Origin of the sequence: Janthinobacterium sp. 64, from assembly GCF_002813325.1 — a bacterium.
Classification (GTDB): domain Bacteria; phylum Pseudomonadota; class Gammaproteobacteria; order Burkholderiales; family Burkholderiaceae_D; genus Janthinobacterium.
In genome coordinates, this window is sequence record NZ_PHUG01000001.1 from 801,961 (window position 1) to 816,143 (window position 14,183).

A 14,183-nucleotide genomic window follows, 5' to 3' on the forward strand; every position below is an offset into this window, starting at 1 on the left:
ACCCTACGCCGCCTTCGGCTTGAGCATGCCCTCCACGATGCCCAGCACGGTCTGACGCGGCAACAAGCGCGGCAGCCAGGCCAGCAGCCGGTTAGGCCGGCCCGCCACGTGGCTGCTACGGCCCCGGTCCAGCGCCAGCAGCGCTTCATCGACGACGTCCTGCGGCGCCATGCGCTTGCCCACGGCCGCTTCGGGCGCGGCGACCACATCGAAAAAGGCCGTTTCCGTGGCGCCCGGGCACAGGGCCAGCACGCGCACGCCGCGGCTGCGGTTTTCCGCCCACAGCGCTTCCGAAAACGACAGCACGAAAGCCTTGCTGGCGCCGTAGACCGCCATGTAGGGATCGGGCTGCAGGGCCGCCGTGGACGCCACGTTGATGATGGCGCCCCGTCCTTGCGCCAGCATGTGCGGCAAGGCGCAGTGCGTCAGTTCCATCAGGGCCGTGCAATTGACGGTCACCTCGGCCGCCTGGCGCGCCAGAGCGATGCTCTCGAACCTGCCATGCGTGGCGAACCCTGCGTTATTGATCAGTACGTCGGGCGGCATGCCCAGCGCGCAGGCCTCTGCATGGGCATTCTGGGCGGCGCCGGGCAGGCTCAAGTCGGCGACCAGCGCGTGCGCGCGGATGCCGTGCCGCTGGGAAAGTTCCCTGGCCAGGCTGTCGAGCACGGCGCCCGAGCGCGCCAGCAGCAGCAAATGCGCGCCGCGCGCGGCCAGGGTTTCCGCAAAGACGCGGCCGATGCCGGACGAGGCGCCCGTGATCAGCACGGTTTGGTTGGTATAGTTGAAGGCGGTCATGGCAGCGGTGTGTAGTTGAAAGTGTTTCTACTGTAAACTGTGGACTTTAGTCCACGGTCAACAGAAAATCATGCGCATCGGAGAAATCACCCGCCTGACGGGCGTCAGCAAGGACACGGTGCGCTTCTACGAGCGCCAGGGGCTGCTGGACGAAGCGCCGCAGCCGGGCATGACGAACAACTATAAAGAGTACTCGGCGCAAGCCTTGCGCCGGATCGAGCTGATCGGCCATGCCAAGGCGCTGGGTTTTACCTTGAAGGAAATCGCCGAAGTCATTGCCGTCTGGCAGGAAAACGCGCTCGATGCGGCCACCAAACGGGTCATGCTGGAAACGAAAATCGCTCAGATCGACGACAAGGCCCGCTCGATGGCCGTGCTGCGGGCCGGTCTCGTCGATGCGCTGGCGAAGGTGGAGACGGGCTGCGAAGATGGCGTCGCGGTCGCAAGAAACTTACAAGGATAATCAATGAGTTACTACACGCAATACCGCCACCTGGCGCTCGAGGGCGCCAAGCCTGCCCCCACGGCGCAGCAGATCGCCGCCATCGAAACCCTGCTGGAAGCACCGTTGCCGCCCACCTTTCTGGCTTTCCTGCAAGTGGCAAACGGCGCCTGGTTCGACTACACCACGGATGTGCCGGACGGTAACGGCGGCGTGGAAAAAATGGGTTTCAATACCTTCTTCAGCGCCGACGAGGGCGATTTCTGCGATGAAACCTTGGTGGGCGAGATCCGCGCCGCGCGCCAGCATACGGACATGCCGGCGCGCATCCTGCCGTTCGCCCGCGATGGCGGCAATTCCATGGTCTATCTGGACCTGACGGAAGACGGCGGCGGCCGCGTGCTGGCCTATGTACAGGAGTTGCCGGAGTGGACGGGCAAGCGCGCCCACGGTTTCATCGAACTGGCGCACTCTTTCGATGCCTGGCTGGACAGCCTGTATATCGACCGCGACACGGTGCTCGACGAACTCGAACACAGCGTCTCGGAGCCCTCCCACCTGGATGCGATGGAAGAATGGCTCGATATCGGCATGCCCGCCTGGCGCCGCGATGCGGGCATCGCCGCCTTGTTTGCGCTGAAACAAGTCGAATTGTGCGCTAACGAACAGGACTAGTCCTACCGGGAGAATCGAAAACGTCCTATGGGTGTGCGCGGGCTGCTGGCATAACATTGTCATCAGCTTGTAGAAAAAACCACACTTGAAAGGATTTCCCATGCGTATCTCCACCACCAGTTCCCGCACGCCCTCCCTGAAAAGCGTGGCCATCGGCGCCGCCGTGGCGCTGCTGAGCGGCATCGCCATCAACAGCATCGCCGCCGCCGCGCCGGGCGCGTACGACAAGCAATTCCTCAGCAAGGCAGCGGACGCGGGCAGTACGGAAATTGCCGCCAGCAAAGTGGCGCAAAGCAAGAGCAGCAATGCGCAAGTAAAGACATTTGCCGATGCCATGGTTGCGGACCACACCAAAGTGGCCGATGAGCTGAAACAGTTGGCCAGCAGCAAGCAGATCGAGGTCAGCGACCAGCCCGGCAAAAAGCACCAGGCGCAGATCGACAAGCTGAGCCGCCTGGAAGGCCAGTCCTTCGACAAGGAATATGCGGCCAGCATCGGCGTGGCAGCGCACCAAGAGGCCGTGAAGCTGTTCTCGGACGCCAGCCAGAAGGCCAGCGATCCCGATATCAAGGCTTTTGCCGCCAAAACCTTGCCCGCATTGCAGCATCACCTGGAAATGGCGAATACCCTGCACGCGGCATTGGCGAAATAGACAACCATACGCGGGGAAATGCTTGCTGTACATGCTGTACGGCAAGTATTCCCGCTCTTGACATACAATGCGGCAACTTCGTTTTCGGCCATGCCATGACCTCATGCAGCTACTCAAGAAAACCGGCCTGATCGCCGCCGCCTTCCTGCTCATCATTGTGCTCGCAGGCTGGCTGTTCATCAAGGTGGCGGCCGCCCGCAACGCCACCGTGTACGCGCAGCAATGGAACGAGCAGCGCACGTGCGTGATCAAGACCTATGTGCCCCACTATGGCAACGGCGTGCCGCAGAACATCGTGCGCGCCCTCAGCACTTCCGCCTTCTTCCGCGTCTACCATAAGGATGGCACCTTGCTGGAAAGCACAGAATGGGTGCTGGACATGCATGAAGACGGCATCCTCGACCATGCCCGCTGGGGCCAGAACCAGACTCGCGCCATCTATCCGACGGATATGGGCTACGAGGGCTGGACCTTGCCCGCATGCGCGTGACCCGGGAGCCGTGATGCAGAAACCTGCACCATCAGGTGCAGCGCGGCGCAGCACCTGGGGCGATATGTGCGCCGATCTGGCGCGCGCGGCGGTGGAAGGCCCGGCCAGCTGGTAGCGCGGCACCCGCGCGACACTATCGAGACGATAGCCCGTACTCTCGTCCCCCCTATGAAAACCAGGTTGCGGCATCGTGCACGCGACGTTGCAAAAAGACCCTATTCAAAAAAAATCTGTTGCACCAGCGCATGTCCGCTGGCATCGCGCTACTATGAACCGTCGGCACTTCGATAGGCGCCGCCTTACTGCACCGGTCCCCCACCGGATTTCCCTGCCGCACTGTGAAGGAGATTCTCATGCCCAAGTTCACCCCTGCCATTTGCCTGTCGCTCATGCTTGCCGCCGCCACCTTGCCATCCATCGCCAGCGCGGCCGAAGGCGGCGCCACGCGCGCCGATGCCGAAGCCATGGTCAAGAAAGGCGTGGCCTACATCAAGAGCGCCGGTGACGCCAAGGCGTATGGCGAGATCACGGCCAAATCGCCGCAATTCATCCTGCACGACCTGTACCTGGTCGTCTATAAACTCGACGGCACGGTCGCCGCGCATGGCGCCAACCAGAAAATGGTGGGCAAGAATTTGATCGAACTGAAGGATATCGACGGCAAGGCCTTCGTCAAGGAACGAGTCGACCTGGCCAAGAGCAAGGGTACGTTCTGGCAGGAATACAAATTCACGAACCCGGAAACCAAGAAGATCGAGCCGAAGGCCATGTACTGCGAAAAACTGGCCGAGACCGTCGTCTGCGGCGGCATCTACCTGTAACCCGCCGCCGCGCCACCAGCGCCGTGATGGTTTTTCGCTCTCTTGACGATATGGGTTCCGATGAAAATCGCACAGAAGATGTTGATCGTCCCGCTGGCCGCGCTGGCTTGCCTGCTGGCCATGGGAGCCTTGTCCTACTTCGCCATGCAGCAAAACGAAAGCCGCATGCGCGAACTGAAAGACGTCACCCTGGCGGCCGAGCGGCTTGCCAACCAGCAGGCCATAGCATTGGGCCAGGTGCATGCCGACGTGTATGCGAAGATCGCCATCGCCGCCAGCCTGACGGACGAGCAATTCAAGCAATTCGGCGCGCAAACGGATGGCCAGCTGAACGCCATCGCGCAAGGCTTGAAGGAACTGCAGAAATTCTCGGGCGCCACCACGGAGGCGGGCCAGGCGCTGCCCGGCGTCGAACGCTACCGGGCCAGCGTGGCGCAGGCGCTCGACCTGGCCTCGATGGACCCGAATACGGGCGTGGCAGCAATGCAAAATGCCGCCACGCACTACCAGCAAGTGCGCGGGCAGCTGCGCCAGGTGCTGCTCAATCTTGACCAGCGCACGGTTGTTGCCTTGCAGGAAACAAAAAATGCGGGCCAGCGCGCCGGCTGGCTGTCGCTGGGCACCATGGCCATCGGCTTTGCCTTGCTGGCCCTGATCGCCACCTGGGTGGCCCGTTCCGTCGTGCGTCCCATCGATGAGGCTTGCCGCGCCGCCGAAAGCCTGGCTGCGGGCGACCTGACCATGCGCATCGATGCCCGGGGCGACGACGAGGTGGGCAAGCTGTCGCGGGCGCTGGCCACCGTGGTGAAAAACTGGAATACTTTATTGGGCGAAATACGCCAGGCGGGCTCCACCATCACGGTGGAAGCGAGTGAAATCGCGCTCGGCAATGCGGACTTGTCGGCCCGCACGGAGTCGCAAGCTCATTCTTTGCAGGAAACGGCCACGTCCATGCATGCCTTGACCGATACCGTGCGCGAAAACGCCAGCCATGCGCACCAGGCCAACCAGATGGTGCTGTCGACCTCGAACGTGGCGCTGGAAGGCGGCCGCGTGGTGGGCCAGGTGGTCGAAACGATGGGCTCGATCAAGGCCAGTTCCGGGCGCATCGTCGATATCATCGCCGTCATCGACGGCATCGCGTTCCAGACCAATATCCTCGCCTTGAACGCGGCCGTGGAAGCGGCGCGCGCGGGCGAACAGGGGCGCGGTTTTGCCGTCGTCGCCACCGAAGTGCGGGGCCTGGCGCAGCGCTCGGCCACGGCGGCGCGCGAAATCAAGCAGCTGATCGAGGATTCCGTGGCCAGGATAGAAACGGGCAGCGAGCTGGCCGACAGCGCCGGGCGCACCATGGGCGATATTGTCGCCTCCGTCCACCAGGTGACGGAAATCATGAACGACATCACGGCGGCCAGCCAGCGCCAGAGCAAGGGCATCGAGGAAGTCAACAATGCCATCACGGAAATGGATGAATTGACGCAGCGCAATGCCGCCCTGGTCGAGCAATCGGCGGCCGCCGCGCAAAGCATGCAAGACCAGGCGCATGATTTATTGCGCGTGGTTGACGCCTTCCGCCTCGGTGATGGCGGCCCGCCGCTGCTGCCGCGTTAGCGCAAGTCGGGCCTGGCGGCCTTGGCGCAGGCGACCATCTTGTCGCCTGCTTGCGCCAGAGCCGGATCGGCGTCCGTCTGCAGGCGCGTGCCTACGCTGTACTGGTCGGCATAACTGCCGCGCATGGCGGCATAGGCATACACCTGGTCTTGTCCGCCCTTGCCCGCGCCGTAATCGACGGCCGCATAGCCGATGTTTAACAGGCTGTACAACGCGCCGATCTGCTGCTTGTGCAGCCATTCCATCAATTGCACGATGCGGTATTGTTCAAGGTAGCTCAGCTCGCTGACATTGCGACCGGCCAGCGCGTAATACAATTCGGTGCGGGCCATCCAGTTGCCCTTGGCGGCCGCCGCCACCAGCGCATCCCAGGCGGGGCCGCCGCGCTCAAGCTGCGATTGGCGCGCCGTGGCGGACCAGGCATCGACGGCGGCCTGCTGCGGCAAGGAGCCATAGGACGCAGGCGCGCGGCAGACGAACTGGCGTACATCGGCCCCGCCCGCCTTGATATCCTTGCTGATCTGGCCCTGGATCCTGTCGACCAATCCCAGCAAGCGCATGCCATAGTCATCCATCGACCAAGCGGCGGGCAGGCGCCCCAGCCAGGCCAGTTCGTCCTGGTTGGCCCTGGCCGCCACGGCATACGCCTCGGCCTTGACTTGCAGTTGCGCTTGCGTCTTCTTCAGCAGCAACTTGGCCGCATCCTGCTCGATATCGTAGCGGCTGGCACTCTGCATCAATTGCGCGCATTTCTGCAGGGCGGCTGGCTCGCCTTGCCAGCATTTGGCCGGCACGGCCATATTCCAGCGCATGCTGACTGTTTCCAGAACGTAATTTTCTTCGCCTTCGGCCGGCTTCACGAAGGCCCGCCCTTCCTCGTTCGTCAAGCCTTTGATCAGTTGCCGGCCGCCGGCCGTGCTCCAGGTATAGGGATCGTCCGTGCGCGGCACGCCAGGCACGCTGTACAGGGTCAGGTAGAAGGCGGATTGGGCTTGCTCGGCGGCATGAGCCAGCGGAGATAGCAGGGAAAGTGTCAATAAAGTACTTTTAGAAAACAATGCTGGCATGAAGGTAGATAGATTAGTGAAGTTCGGTATGACAGGCGCAGTCGTGGCCGCTGGCAGCTTCGGACAGGTTTTGCAAAATCGCGCAGTCTTGCGACGGCTGCGGCTGGTCGCACTGGTGGCGCAGGGTCACCAGTTGCTGCTGCAGGGTTTGCAAATTCGCCATTTGCTCGGCGATGCGCAGGATATGGTGGTCGAGCAACTCATTGACGCTCTGGCAGCCTTCGGCCGGGTTGTTCTTAAATTCCAGCAAGGCGCGGATATCGGTCAAGCCGATCTGCAGCGAGCGGCAATGGCGGATGAATTGCAGCCGTTCCTGGTGTTCTTCGCGGTACTCGCGGTAGCCGGCGCTGTTGCGCCCCGGTTCCTGCAGCAAACCCGCCTTTTCATAGTAACGCACGGTTTCCACGTCACAATCTGTCCGTTTGGCCAGTTCTCCGATACGCATGGCATCCCCTTTTCATTCTTTCGTGCACATTCCGCTTGACCCTGTAGCGGCTACAGGGTTTCTAATGGAAGCATACACGAAACCGGAAGGACGAATGCGATGCCGCACGATAGCCACGATCATACCCACGAGCACAAGCATGACCACAAACACGACCATGAGCACGCGCCCAAGGCCGCCAGTTGCTGTTCCAGCCAGCATGCGTGCTCGTCCACGCCTGCCGCCCCATCCAGCCCAGCCTTGCCCAGCGCAGCCATCGCCGGCGCGAGCACGGCCAAATACCGTATCGCCAACATGGATTGCCCCACGGAAGAACGGCTGATCCGCAACAAGCTGGGCAATATGGCTGGCGTCGTGGGCCTCGATTTCAACCTGATGAACCGCGTGCTCGACGTGCACCACACGCTGCCGACACTGGCCACGGTGGAAGCGGCCCTGCACGGCATCGGCATGGAAGCGATCCCCATGGCAGCGGACGCCGCCGTTGCGCGCGACCCGAACGAAGGCAGCCTGAGCACTCTGCAAAAAGGCTTGCTGGTCGTCTCCGGCTTGGCCGCCGCGGCCGCCGAAGCGCTGGCGTGGACGACGCATGAAGACAGTTCGCCCCTCGTCGTCGCCCTGGCCCTGCTGTCGATTGCCACGGGCGGCTGGCCAACCCTGAAAAAGGGCTGGATTGCCCTGAAAACGTTCACGCTGAACATCAATTTCCTGATGAGCCTGGCGGTTTTCGGCGCAGTCGCCATCGGCCAGTGGCCGGAAGCGGCCATGGTCATCTTCCTGTTCGCCATCGCCGAGCTGATCGAAGGCTTGTCGCTGAACCGGGCGCGCAACGCCGTGCACAGCCTGATGCAGCTGGCGCCCGACACGGCGACAGTGGCCGACGCCAGCGGCGCCTGGCAGCCAGTACCCGTCGCCACGGTGGCCATCGGCACCCTGATGCGCGTGAAACCGGGCGAGCGCATCGCCCTCGACGGCATCGTGCAAAGCGGCGAATCGTCCGTCAACCAGGCGCCGATCACCGGTGAAAGCATGCCGGTGGACAAGGCCGTGGGCGACGTCGTGTATGCGGGCACCATCAATGAACGGGGCTTGCTCGACGTCACAGTCACAGCCAACAGCGGCAACAGCACCCTGGCGAAAATCGTCAAGGTGATCGAGGAAACCCAGGGCAAGCAGGCGCCCACGCAGCGCTTTGTCGACAATTTTGCCCGCTACTACACGCCCGCCGTGGTCGTGTTTGCCATTCTGGTCGCGGTGCTGCCGCCTTTGCTGCTGGGCCAGCCCTTCATGGCCTGGGTCTACAAGGCGCTGGTGATGCTGGTCATCGCCTGCCCCTGTGCGCTGGTCATTTCCACGCCCGTGACCGTCGTCAGCGGCCTGACGGCGGCCGCGCGCCGTGGCATTTTAGTGAAAGGCGGGCAATTCCTGGAAACCGGTTATCGGATCAAGGCCATCGCCGTCGACAAGACGGGCACCTTGACCATGGGCAAACCAGCCGTGACGGACGTGGTGGCCTTGGACGGCAGCGAGCGTGACGCCATCTTGCTGCTGGCCGCCAGCCTCGACGCCAATTCCGCCCACCCGCTGGCCGCCGCCATCGTCAAGGCGGGGCCGCCCGCCGGCAGCCACTTGCCCGTGACCCAGTTTGCTGCCCTGCATGGGCGCGGCGTGCAAGGCACTATCGATGGCCAGACGTATTACCTGGGCAATGCCCGCCTGATGACGGAATTGAAGCTCTTGACGCCGGCACTGCAGGCGATTCTGGCGCGCTTGGAACAGCAAGCGTACACGGCCATGGTGCTGGCCAGCCCGGCCGGCGCGCTGGGCGTGATCGCCGTGGCCGACGTGCTGCGTCCGACGGCGGCGTCCGCCATTGCCAGATTGAATGCGCTGGGCGTCACCACCGTGATGCTGACGGGAGACAACTTGCTGACGGCGCAGCGCATCGGTGCCGAAGTCGGTGTCAGCCTGCTCAAAGCGGAGTTGCTGCCGGAAAACAAGCTCGATGAAATCAAGGCCTTGCAGCAGCAATTCGGCGTGGTGGCCATGCTCGGTGACGGCGTCAACGACGCCCCGGCCCTGGCGCAGGCCGACATCGGCTTTGCCATGGGCGCGGCCGGCAGCGACACGGCCATCGAAACGGCGGACGTGGCCCTGATGGATGATGAACTGGGCAAGTTGCCTGAATTCATCAGCCTGAGCCAGCGCACGCGCAGCATCCTCGTGCAAAACATCAGCTTTGCCATCGGCATCAAGGCCGTGTTCTTCGGCCTGGCCCTGGCCGGCATGGCGACCCTGTGGATGGCCGTGTTCGCCGACGTGGGCGCCAGCCTGCTGGTGGTGGCCAACGGCTTGCGCTTGTTGCGCAACAGCAAGCAGGTATAGTCTCGTCCAGAAATATTTCCATCTGGACAATTGCTGTAAAAAAACGCTACTTTGGCAGCTGTTCTCCACCGCCGCCAAAGTAGCCGATGACCTTCCTGCCCCGCCTGCTTTGAACTGGCCAGCCGGCGCTTTATCGCCGGGTATCCGCACAGGATTGCACGCCGTCATTCCCCCGGACGTTGCTGCGCTGAGCAAGCCATCAGTCTCGCGCTTGCCGCGCCGCTGCCAGCGCCGCGACAAAAGTGGCGTCGCCCTCGACGCACTGGCTGGCCGTGCAGCTACCCAGGTCCTCGGCAATGCGAAAACCTTCGCCCAGGCTGCTGGCATTGTCGCGCCCGCCATGCCCGCGCGCTGCGCTGCGCAGTACCTGGCGCGAGGACGAATAGCTGCCGCCCCGCGTGATGAAATAGTCGCCTTCCACCTCGCAACCGCTGCGCCAGGCCGACGCATCGGCGGGCGCGCCCCGGTAATCGGGATGCTGGCAATCGGCCACCCATTCCGCCACGTTGCCCATCATGTCGTGCAAGCCGTAGCCGTTGGGCGCATACATGCCCACGACGGCCGTGTACTCGGCGCCGTCGTCGCAATCGGTGACCAGCATGTCGAGGCCGTGATCGCGCTGCGCAGCCGCCTTGAAACGCCGGTCCTTCATGTTGGCGTACTTGCATAATTGTTCAGGCGCGTCTCCGGACGAGTATGTCGTGCGGGTGCCGGCGCGCGCCGCGTATTCCCATTCCGCCTCGCTGGGCAGGCGGAATGGGCGCCCCGTTTCCCGCGCCAGCCATTGCGCATAGGCCGCCGCATCGTTCCAGCTCACGCACATGACGGGATGATAGTCCGTTGGCGCATGCGCGGGGGCGTCCCAGCCCGACGCCTTGAGCGCGATGCCGTCAGTGCGGTCGAATTCCCAGCATTCGCCAGCCGCCCGATAGCCTGTGGCGGCAACGAATTGCCGGAACTGCGCCACCGTCGTCTCGTATTTTGCCAGTCGGAATGCGGCCACGCGCACTTCGCGGGGCGGCCCTTCGGCCGGATTGTGGCTGCCGTCGCCGATGCGCGGCTCCGTGCTGCCCATGATAAACACGCCGGCGGGAATACTGGCCATGGGCGGGAGGATGGGTGCGGCGGCGGCCTGGGCGCTGCAAAAGATGGCGCAGGCAACGATAAGTATGCTGTGCTTCATGTGGCTCCTGTAATCGGTGGGTGGGAACACAGATTGACAGCCCGGCCAGCGGATGGCCGCACGCATGCGACGAATCGACAATGGGGCCGATGAATGGCAAGCCATGTTCTGGTCAATCAGGCAAGGGGCCGCTACACTATGCCCATGATCAGAAAAACGACTTTGCTACAGGGCTGGCGTTCACTATGGGAACTGCGCCCCCGGCACGATGTGTCCACCCTGACCCGCCTGCTGGTCGTTTCCCTGATCGGTGTCGCCCTGGCATTGGTCCTGATGACCATCGTCGCCATCTTCGGCCGGGTCGACCGGCCGCTCTGGTGGTGGGCATCGTTGCTGCCGAACATCGGCATCTGCCTGTGCATCGTGCATACCCTGTTTGGCGTGCTGCGCCTGGCCGGGCGCTGCCTGCCGGCGCCGCTCGTCGAGCGCATGTCGAACGTGCGCGACCTGCGCGCCGGCATGGTGCTGGGCGCGCTGTCCCTGGCGGCCATCATCCTGGGCATGAGCATCGGCTTTACCATCGTGCCAATACTGGTCGGTTTCAAGCTGTGGGGCATGTTCGTCTCGCTGCCCGCCGCGCTGACCAAGTTTGCCGTGTTCATCCTGTTTGTGATGGCGGCTAACTGGGCCTGGTGGCGTTCGCGCCTGCGCCAGCAGCAGCTGCAAAGCGAGGTGACGGATGCGCGCCTGCGCTTGCTGCAGGGACAGATCGAGCCGCACCTGTTGTTCAATACCCTGGCCAACATCCAGAGCCTGATGGACTACGATCCGCCGCGCGCGAAACGCATGCTGGAAACGTTTTCCGGCTACCTGCGCGCCAGCCTGTCGCAGCTGCGCCAGGGCGACAGCACGCTGGATGCGGAACTCGACATGGCAAGCCAGTATCTGTGCTTGATGCAGATCCGCATGGAGGAGCGCCTGCGGTTCCGCATCGACGCCAGCGCGCAAGCGCGCCTGGCCAGCATGCCCACGCTGATGCTGCAGCCGCTGGTCGAAAACGCGATCCAGCACGGACTGGCGCCCAGGCTGGACGGCGGCAGCGTCGTCGTGCATGCCGAGGTACGCGCGGGCCGCCTGGAAATCCGCGTGCTTGACGATGGCGCGGGCTTGACGGCCCCAGGCAAGCCACCGCGTCCGGGCAGCGGCATGGCGCTGGCCAATCTGCGCTCGCGCCTGCAGGCTCAGTTCGGCGCCGCCGCCAGCCTGAGCCTGCGTGAACGCGACAGCGGGCCTGGCGTCGAAGCCGTGCTGGAGCTGCCGTACCTGGGCGCCGGCTCCACAGTGCCGGCGGTCGCATGATGCGCGCCCTGATCGCGGACGATGAACCGCACCTGGCGCTCTACCTGCGTGACCAGCTGCTGGCCCTGTGGCCGGACTTGCAGATCATTCATATGGCGCGCAACGGCGTCGAGGCCGCCGCCTGCATCGCCGAGCTGGAACCCGATATCGCGTTTCTCGACATCCAGATGCCGGGACTGACCGGGCTGGAGGTAGCGCAAGGTATCGAAGGCCCAAGCCGCGTGGTATTCGTCACCGCCTACGACGAATTTGCGCTGCAAGCCTTTGAGCACGCGGCGCTCGATTACGTCTTGAAACCCGTCACCACCGAACGGCTGGCTCGCACCGTGGCGCGCCTGCGTGCGGCGTCGGCCTTGCCCCCCGCCGGTGTGGCCATGGCGCAGGCGCTGCGGCAACTGACGGCCGCGCCCGGCCAGGCCCGCCCCCGGCTGCGCTACATACTCGCGTCCCGTGGCGAGCGCACGCACCACCTCGACGTGGCCAAGGTGCGCTTTTTCCATGCCGACGACAAGTACACGGTCGTTGCCAGCGTGGATGGCGAATTCCTGATCCGCACGCCCATCACGGAACTGGCGGCCCAGCTTGATCCGGAACAATTCTGGCAAGTGCACCGCTCCACCCTGATCAACCTGGCCTGGCTGGACGGCACGCGCCGCGACGACGCCAGCCGTCTGTTCCTGCGCATGCGCGGCCACGCGGGCGAGCTGCCCGTGAGCCGCGCCTTCGTGCACCTGTTCCGGGCCATGTAGCTCCGGCCACCAAGTCGCGCTGCATCAAGCCACGCGGCGCGCCCGCAGGTGCAAGTGGCGGATGGTGGCTGCGGCCGCCATCAGGATGGCGGAAGCCGTGGCCAGCACGACAATAAACGCCTTGTCGAAGGCCGAGCGGGCCAGTTCCGACACTTGCAAGCCCAGTTCGGCCGGCAATTGCTCGGCGGCCAGCAGCGCCGCATCGAGCGTGTCATGGGCATTCGGCAACAGGCCCACGCTTTCCGGGATCACCAGGGTGGCGCTGTAGACGGCCGACAGAATCGTGCCCAGCACCGTCACGCCGATCACGGCGCCCAGCTCGTACGATACTTCCTCGATCGAGGCGGCCATGCCGGCCTGTTGCGGCGCCACGTTGAGCATCACGGCGCTCGATGCGGCCGTCATGACGGCGCCCAGGCCCAGGCCCAGGATTACCAGGCTGGCCACTTGCGCCGAAACGGCGGCGTCATGCAGCGCCAGATACGCTGCCATGCCGATGCCGGACAGCAGCAGCGAACCCCACAATACCTTGGCCTTGTCGGCGCGCGGCAGCATGAAACCGGTCAGCGGGCCCGCAAACACGGACGCCAGCGGCAGTGGCAACAGCAGCAGACCCGCTTCCAGCGGAGACAATTCACGCACCAGCTGCATGTGCTGGCTCAGCGCCAGTTCCATGCCGATCAGGGCGGCCGAGGCCACCATGGCGGCGGCCACGGCGCTGGAAAACGGCAGTTCGCGGAACAGGGCGAAGTCGATCAGCGGCTTGGCTTGCCGCTTCTGGCGGCGCACGAATTTCAGCATGAAGAAGGCGCCTACGGCGAACGAGGCGGCGGCCAGCGCATACGACGGTTGCGACTTGCCCAGCTCCTTGATCGCATACACGCCACCAAGCAGACCCATCATGATTTGCAGGGAACCGATCAAATCCCACGGCTTGTCGCGGTTACCGGCCCGTTTCGGCAGGACGACGGCGGCCAGCACCAGGGTCAGCAGCACGATGGGCACGTTGATCAGGAAGACGGAACCCCACCAGTAGTGTTCCATCAGGAAACCACCGAGCACGGGGCCAAACGCGGCGCCGCCCGAGGCAATTGCCGCCCATACGCCAATGGCGAACGAGCGCTCGCGGTTATCCGTAAAGGTCAGGCGGATGATGGACAAGGTGGCCGGCATCATCAAGGCGGCGCCGATGGCCAGCAGGATGCGGGCAAAGATCAGCCATTCCGGCGCGGGCGAAAACGCTGCGCACAACGAGGCGATGCCGAACACGGTCAGGCCGGCGAGGAAAACGGGTTTGTGGCTCAAACGGTCACCGAGGGTGCCGAGGCCGGGCAGCAGACCGGAGACGACCAGCGCGTAGACGTTGATGATCCACAGTTTTTGCGAAGAGGATGCCTGCAAGTCGCGCGTCAGCGCGGGCAAGGCGGTGTAGAGCACGGTCATGTCGACCACGATGAGGAACAAGGCGCTGGAGACGATGGCCAGCGTCAGCCATTTTTTCATTGGATGCATAAACAACTCATTGATTTTAGTGTAACTTTTAACAACTATCGGTGTGAATAAAGC

Annotated in this window: 14 protein-coding genes; 9 read left to right on the top strand and 5 right to left on the bottom strand. The window is 63.8% G+C overall.

The annotated features are described in order from the left end of the window. Nucleotides 1-3 precede the first annotated feature (3 nt). Nucleotides 4-798 carry an SDR family NAD(P)-dependent oxidoreductase gene (locus CLU91_RS03440; protein ID WP_100872994.1) on the bottom strand — a complete coding sequence of 265 codons (795 nt, stop codon included), beginning with the start codon at nucleotides 796-798 and terminating at the stop codon, nucleotides 4-6. A gap of 70 nt (nucleotides 799-868) precedes the next feature. Between CLU91_RS03440 and CLU91_RS03445 the strand changes: the two genes are divergently transcribed. From CLU91_RS03445 to CLU91_RS03470, 6 genes are all read left to right on the top strand, one after another. Then, nucleotides 869-1,261: a MerR family transcriptional regulator gene (locus tag CLU91_RS03445; RefSeq protein ID WP_100872995.1), complete on the top strand. Its 393-nt coding sequence runs from the start codon at nucleotides 869-871 to the stop codon at nucleotides 1,259-1,261. 3 nt (nucleotides 1,262-1,264) lie between these two features. Further along, entirely contained in the window at nucleotides 1,265-1,915 is a 651-nt protein-coding gene (locus CLU91_RS03450) for an SMI1/KNR4 family protein (protein WP_100872996.1), read from the top strand. Between the two features lie 100 nt (nucleotides 1,916-2,015). Then, complete coding sequence (locus CLU91_RS03455) at nucleotides 2,016-2,567, top strand: DUF4142 domain-containing protein (RefSeq protein WP_100872997.1); 552 nt, start codon at nucleotides 2,016-2,018, stop codon at nucleotides 2,565-2,567. 103 nt (nucleotides 2,568-2,670) lie between these two features. After that, a complete protein-coding gene (locus CLU91_RS03460) occupies nucleotides 2,671-3,057 on the top strand; it encodes a hypothetical protein (protein ID WP_100872998.1) in 387 nt (128 codons plus the stop codon). A gap of 353 nt (nucleotides 3,058-3,410) precedes the next feature. Next, nucleotides 3,411-3,878 (top strand): cache domain-containing protein, encoded by a 468-nt coding sequence (locus CLU91_RS03465; RefSeq protein WP_232730610.1) that lies wholly within the window; start codon nucleotides 3,411-3,413, stop codon nucleotides 3,876-3,878. A gap of 60 nt (nucleotides 3,879-3,938) precedes the next feature. Then, the gene (locus CLU91_RS03470; protein ID WP_232730611.1) at nucleotides 3,939-5,489 is read left to right on the top strand and encodes a methyl-accepting chemotaxis protein; all 1,551 of its coding nucleotides are present in this window, start codon (nucleotides 3,939-3,941) and stop codon (nucleotides 5,487-5,489) included. Here CLU91_RS03470 and CLU91_RS03475 read toward each other — a convergent pair. Then, nucleotides 5,486-6,526, bottom strand: a complete 1,041-nt coding sequence (locus tag CLU91_RS03475) for a hypothetical protein (RefSeq protein WP_100873000.1) — start codon at nucleotides 6,524-6,526, stop codon at nucleotides 5,486-5,488. The two genes, CLU91_RS03470 and CLU91_RS03475, sit on opposite strands and share 4 nt — an antisense overlap. Nucleotides 6,527-6,569: 43 nt before the next feature. After that, complete coding sequence (cadR, locus tag CLU91_RS03480) at nucleotides 6,570-7,001, bottom strand: Cd(II)/Pb(II)-responsive transcriptional regulator (RefSeq protein ID WP_034787498.1); 432 nt, start codon at nucleotides 6,999-7,001, stop codon at nucleotides 6,570-6,572. Nucleotides 7,002-7,100: 99 nt separating this feature from the next. On the opposite strand from cadR, the gene CLU91_RS03485 reads away from it, so the two are divergent. Next, nucleotides 7,101-9,386, top strand: coding sequence for a heavy metal translocating P-type ATPase (locus CLU91_RS03485; RefSeq protein ID WP_100873001.1), 2,286 nt, complete (start codon nucleotides 7,101-7,103; stop codon nucleotides 9,384-9,386). 199 nt (nucleotides 9,387-9,585) lie between these two features. Here CLU91_RS03485 and CLU91_RS03490 read toward each other — a convergent pair whose 3' ends face one another. Next, nucleotides 9,586-10,569 carry a formylglycine-generating enzyme family protein gene (locus CLU91_RS03490; RefSeq protein ID WP_157814571.1) on the bottom strand — a complete coding sequence of 328 codons (984 nt, stop codon included), beginning with the start codon at nucleotides 10,567-10,569 and terminating at the stop codon, nucleotides 9,586-9,588. A 210-nt stretch (nucleotides 10,570-10,779) separates the two neighbouring features. On the opposite strand from CLU91_RS03490, the gene CLU91_RS03495 reads away from it, so the two are divergent. Together CLU91_RS03495 and CLU91_RS03500 are read left to right on the top strand one after the other, a co-directional pair. Beyond that, nucleotides 10,780-11,868, top strand: coding sequence for a sensor histidine kinase (locus CLU91_RS03495; protein ID WP_157814572.1), 1,089 nt, complete (start codon nucleotides 10,780-10,782; stop codon nucleotides 11,866-11,868). Beyond that, nucleotides 11,865-12,617, top strand: a complete 753-nt coding sequence (locus CLU91_RS03500; protein ID WP_100873003.1) for a LytR/AlgR family response regulator transcription factor — start codon at nucleotides 11,865-11,867, stop codon at nucleotides 12,615-12,617. The genes CLU91_RS03495 and CLU91_RS03500 overlap by 4 nt, the downstream gene beginning before the upstream one ends. A 24-nt stretch (nucleotides 12,618-12,641) precedes the next feature. On the opposite strand, the gene CLU91_RS03505 is transcribed toward CLU91_RS03500, so the two are convergent. Next, entirely contained in the window at nucleotides 12,642-14,120 is a 1,479-nt protein-coding gene (locus tag CLU91_RS03505; protein WP_269800647.1) for an MFS transporter, read from the bottom strand. Nucleotides 14,121-14,183 lie beyond the last annotated feature (63 nt).

Coding starts and splice junctions, on each gene's coding strand:
- CLU91_RS03450 (WP_100872996.1), top strand. CDS start 1,265: ATGAGTTACTACACGCAATACCGCCACCTGGCGCTCGAGGGCGCCAAG.
- cadR (WP_034787498.1), bottom strand. CDS start 7,001: ATGCGTATCGGAGAACTGGCCAAACGGACAGATTGTGACGTGGAAACC.
- CLU91_RS03500 (WP_100873003.1), top strand. CDS start 11,865: ATGATGCGCGCCCTGATCGCGGACGATGAACCGCACCTGGCGCTCTAC.
- CLU91_RS03470 (WP_232730611.1), top strand. CDS start 3,939: ATGAAAATCGCACAGAAGATGTTGATCGTCCCGCTGGCCGCGCTGGCT.
- CLU91_RS03490 (WP_157814571.1), bottom strand. CDS start 10,569: ATGAAGCACAGCATACTTATCGTTGCCTGCGCCATCTTTTGCAGCGCC.
- CLU91_RS03465 (WP_232730610.1), top strand. CDS start 3,411: ATGCCCAAGTTCACCCCTGCCATTTGCCTGTCGCTCATGCTTGCCGCC.
- CLU91_RS03460 (WP_100872998.1), top strand. CDS start 2,671: ATGCAGCTACTCAAGAAAACCGGCCTGATCGCCGCCGCCTTCCTGCTC.
- CLU91_RS03455 (WP_100872997.1), top strand. CDS start 2,016: ATGCGTATCTCCACCACCAGTTCCCGCACGCCCTCCCTGAAAAGCGTG.
- CLU91_RS03445 (WP_100872995.1), top strand. CDS start 869: ATGCGCATCGGAGAAATCACCCGCCTGACGGGCGTCAGCAAGGACACG.
- CLU91_RS03505 (WP_269800647.1), bottom strand. CDS start 14,120: ATGAAAAAATGGCTGACGCTGGCCATCGTCTCCAGCGCCTTGTTCCTC.
- CLU91_RS03440 (WP_100872994.1), bottom strand. CDS start 798: ATGACCGCCTTCAACTATACCAACCAAACCGTGCTGATCACGGGCGCC.
- CLU91_RS03485 (WP_100873001.1), top strand. CDS start 7,101: ATGCCGCACGATAGCCACGATCATACCCACGAGCACAAGCATGACCAC.